The following is a 4692-nucleotide window of genomic DNA, read 5'->3' on the forward strand; positions in this document are numbered from 1 at the left end:
GGCGGCCGTGCCCGGCGGCAAGGCGCCGGCCGCCGACGACCGCCGCAGCAGCGCAGCCGCGCGCGCACGCGTCAGCAGCGCGACGCGATGGCCGGCATCCATCGTCCACGCGAGCGACGCGTGGCTCAGATAGCGCGGCCGCACGCGCGACGGCAACCGGTACGTCGTGTCCTTCTTCGGCGCGCGGATCGGATCGAAGCGGCCGATGCGCGCCATCATGTCGGGGCCGATCTCGGTCACGACGAACGCAATGCCGCGCCGGCGCGCACGCGACAGCGGAATCCGGTGACGCGCGCCGCGTCGCCGCACACGCGCATCGATGCGCCGCTGGAACGCGTCGTCGAGCGTGCGCGTCTGCACACGTGCGCCGTCGACCGGCGAATTTTCGTCGTAGTACCAGACGCCGCTGTCAGGATGGCGCGTCGCATGGCCGACGATGTCGCCGGTTTTCCGATCGACCGCGTAGATCGTGTCCGCGTTGCGCGCGCCGGCGATCGCCTTGTTCGCGTTGGAGTAGTGCTTGACCGAGCCGAGCGCGTCGATCGCGGCGGCCAGCGCGTCGTCGATGCGCCCGACGCGCGACAGCCGAACCGGGTCGCCGCCGTGCGCGGGCTCGATCTTCGACGGGCCGCCCATCGCGTCCAGCTCCGCGGCCGTGACCGGCGATCGATAGAAATCGAAGTCGCGGCGCGCGGCGGCCGCCCGGTCGCGTGCATTCGCATCGCGCGTGCGTGACACTGCGTCGTCGAGCGCGCGCCGCTCGTCGCGCGCCAGCGATCGATCGTATCGCGTGATCGTGATCGCGCCGTGTACGTCGACTTCGGCCTCGGCGATGAAATGCGGCGGCGCGTCCGCGCTCGGCGCCGGATCGGCGCGCGCGATCAGCAAATGCGCGCTGCGTCCGGTCTCGCGCGCGAGATCGCGCAGCGCCGGCAGATGCGCGCCTTCGATACGCGTCAGCGTACGCAGGCCGCGCTCGTCGAACCAGGCGCGCGCCCGATTCATGCGTGCGCTTTCGCGCACGTTGCCGCCGTTCGCACCGGCCGGCCGGTTGCCCGTACCGGGCGCGGCGAGCCTCGGCAGCCGCGCGTCGCCGGTCAGCGCACGCGCGTAGTCGGCGTACAGCACGCGATAGGTCGGATTGCCGGGCAGCGACGTGCGCGTGTCGCCGAAGCGGTCCGCGAGCGCCTGCAGCGCCGCGGCGTCGCCGCTCTCGTACGCATGGCGCGCGGCGCGCGCGAGCGCGTCCGGCAACTGCACGTGCGCCGCGATGTCGCGACCGCCGGCCGCGAGGATCTCGTCGCGTACGCGATACGCGTTCACCTGCGCACGCGCTTCGGCCAGCAGCAGGCTCCGGACGTAGGCTTCGGGACTGCCGTGATCGAGGCCGAGCGCATCGGTCGTCACGTCGACACCGTGCTGCACCTCGTGCGCGAGCGCGAACACGAGCGTGCCCGCATGACGCGTGTTGCCGTCGAGCACGATCGTGCGCCGCTCGGCGTCCACGTAATGACCTTCGCCGCGCGCGCCGAGCCTGATCTTCCAGCCGTCGCTTTTCGCGAGCCGCAGCTGCGCGGCGAGCGTCGGCGAGCGCGACGCGAGCGCATGGGCACGCATGCGCAGTACGGCGCCGCGGAACCGCATGACGACGCGCTCGATCGTGCCGCCGCGCGGGGCGTATGCGCCTTGCTCGGTCATCGCCGGATGGGCGAGGCGGATGCGTCCGTTGTCGAGGCCATCGTGGAGTTTCGCGGCGACATTGTCGATCTGCGTGACGACGATGCCGTCTCGATCGAGCCCCGGCCGGACTTCGCCGGGATCGTGCAGCATGACGTCGCCGTTGCGGCCGAACAGGACTTGAAAGTCATACAGCAGCCGGTGCATCTGCGTGACGCGGCGAATCTTCGCGAGATCGGCGAGGCCGGCGCGCGAGACGATGTCCGGCAGTTTCGCGCCGAGCTGGATGTCGTCGCTGCTAAGCTGCGCGGACGGCTTCAGCACCACGCCGATACGATTGAGCACGGTGAACGGGCCGTCGGTCGTACTGGTCGGCAACCCGTACGTTTCACTCAGCGTGTGGAGCCCGCGCCGGTCGAGTTCCACCGCCTCGTATGCATCGAGCATCCCGTCGCGCGAGCCGTCGCGGTAAATGCCGATCGCCTGACCGGCGCCGGCGTCGAATACCGTCTTCTCCACGCCCGACCCGAGCATCGGACCGAGGAAGTCGGCCGGATCGACGGTGCGCGCCGGATCGCCCGCGACATGCAGGCGATCGTGCCGCGTATCGACGGCCAGTTCGCCGAGCGAAGGCTGCCGGTACGCGGCGGGCACGTAGCGGTTCAATCCCGACAGGTCCGACAGCGCACCGGCGTGGCCGACTGCATCGGGATGCGCGGCATAGACCGGCCGCTGCCACAGATTCGCGAGCTGCGCGGCCGCGCCTTCGTTCGCATGGCGGGCAGACAGGATCGTCGTGTAGCCCGGATCGGGCGGCGGCGGGTTGAGCAGCGTGAACGTATGCGGATCGACCGGACGCCCGTCGGGGCCGAGCAGCGTGCCGTCGCGTCGCGACTCGGCCGGCACGATGGCGACACGCTCGTGCCGGTCGATCAGCACGTTGCCGTCGCGCACGAACGCCATCGTCGCGGGCGAGGACGGTTCGGCCGCACCGAACGGCGCCGCGTTGCGCTCGACGTGCGCCTGCGTCCAGGCGACGCGCTGCGCCTGGATGTCGCGCATCGAGCGCGGCTCGTCGCGCGGCGCGGGTGCGGTTTCAGGCGCCGGCATCGCACGGCCGGCGCGCGCGGCGTCGCGATCGAACGCGTCGCCGTAGAACGCTTCGTAATCGCGGCCGCGGGCGCCCGACACCGGTGCGCGCGCGAACGCGTCGGCGAGCGACGCGACCGTGCCTGCGTAATCGTGCGACGGCTGCCAGCTGTCCGCGATGCGCTGGATCGCGTCGGGCAGCCTGACGTGCGCGCCGATATCGACGCCGCTCGACATTTTGATCTCGTAGCGCGCTTCGAATGCATTGATCTGTGCGCGCGCTTCGGCTTCGAGCGCCTTGCGCGTGAAGCGGCGGCGGCCGCCGTAGTCGAGGCCGAGCGACCCGTCGATCGCCTCGACCGCGTGCTTCGCCTCATGCGCGAGCGTGTAGGTCATCGATTCGGGATGCGACAGCGCGCCGTCGAGCGTGACCTGCTTCTTGCGCGTATCGATCCGGCTGCCGCCGCCGCGCTTGCCGACGCGCACGCGCCAGCCGTTGTCGTCGAGCATGCGCAGCTGCTGCGCGAGCGTGCCGGACTGCTGCGCAAGCGCGCTGACCTCGCTCGGCAACGGCGCACCGCCGAAGCGCATCTGCACGCGCGCGAGGAGGCCGGGCTTGGCGGCGTCCTGGCCGGTCTCGGCGATCTCGGGATGGGCGAGCGTCACGTCGCCGCGTTCGACGCCGCGCTCGAGTAGCTGCAGCTGATCGTCGACGCGGTCGTGCGTGCCGCGGTAGCCGTCGCTGCCGGTTTCGATCCGGCCCGGATCGGTCATCAGCAGGCGGCCGTCGTGATAGACGCCTTGCACGTCGAAGTAGAGTTGCTTCTCCGCGATCAGCGTCTTGAGCGCGCGCAGCTGGTCGAGCGTGTCGGCTTTCAGCGTGCGCGACAGCACGCCGCGCTCGACGTCGTGCGTATGCAGTGCGCCGCGCGGGTGATACAGCACCGCGACGCGATTCGCATGCGAGAACGGGCCGTCCATCGATACCGTCGGCAGCGCGAAGCGCTTGTTCAGCAACGCGAGCGCCGCCTTCTCGCCGAGCGCCGCGTCGTGCTGCGCGGCGCGCGTGCTCGTCAGGTCCTCGTATAGTCCGACCACCGCGCCGCGGCCGAGCGCGAAGCCGCCTTTCTCGTTGCCGAACGCGATCAGCGCGCCGAGATGCTCGTCGAGGTCGACGGGCTTGCCGGTGTCGGCGTGGAATACCGTCGTGCCGTCCGCATGCAGCGCGCCGAGCTCGACCTCCGGATGCGGCGCCGGATCGTAGCGCAGGTAGCCGCTCGTCGCGCGCAGCGTGCCGTCCGCCGCGAGTGCGCCGCGCGGCGCGACGAACACCGACCGGTTCCACACGTTCGCGAGTTCGGGCGCCAGTTGCGCATCGGCGTGCTCGGCGATCAGCACGATCGGTTCCGGCATGTCGGCCGGTGCGCGAAACGCGTAGCGCGCATCGAGCGCGAGTTCGTGCCCGCTCAGCGGGGTGCCGGCCTTCGTCGCGAACGCGCCGTTGTTCGCGTCGTTGCGCACCACGTACAGCGTGCGGCCGCCGTATTGGTGCTGCTCGACGAGCGGCCGGCGCGACGTCAGCGTGACGTCGGCCTCGCGTGCGACGAAGCCGCCCGACAGCGGCGACGCATCGACGGCGTTCAGCAGCGTCCATGCGACGCGCTGGCGAAACGTCAGCGGCTTCGACGTGCCGCCGTCCGCCGGTTCGACGACGCGCCGGTAGCGGATCGCGCGCGTGTCGGCGCTTTGCCGGTCCGCGTGCGAGACGAGCCGGTTGTCGTGATCGTTCTCGGCCGAGCGTTCGCGCACGCTCGCCGATGCGCGCCGGATCTGCGACGTATCGCGTGCGGCCGTCGCGGCCGGTTCGTCGGCCGACGTGGCGGCGGTCGTGCGCGTCGGCGCCGCGTCGCCCGGCTGCGCGGGCTC

Annotated in this window: 1 pseudogene; it reads right to left on the reverse strand. The window is 71.5% G+C overall.

What is annotated here, in order from left to right:
* Positions 1 to 4692: pseudogene (locus tag HMPREF3115_RS15010) on the reverse strand (LWXIA domain-containing protein); the annotation flags it as partial.

Source organism: Burkholderia sp. HMSC10F09 (genome assembly GCF_001806955.1).
Lineage (GTDB): Bacteria > Pseudomonadota > Gammaproteobacteria > Burkholderiales > Burkholderiaceae > Burkholderia > Burkholderia multivorans.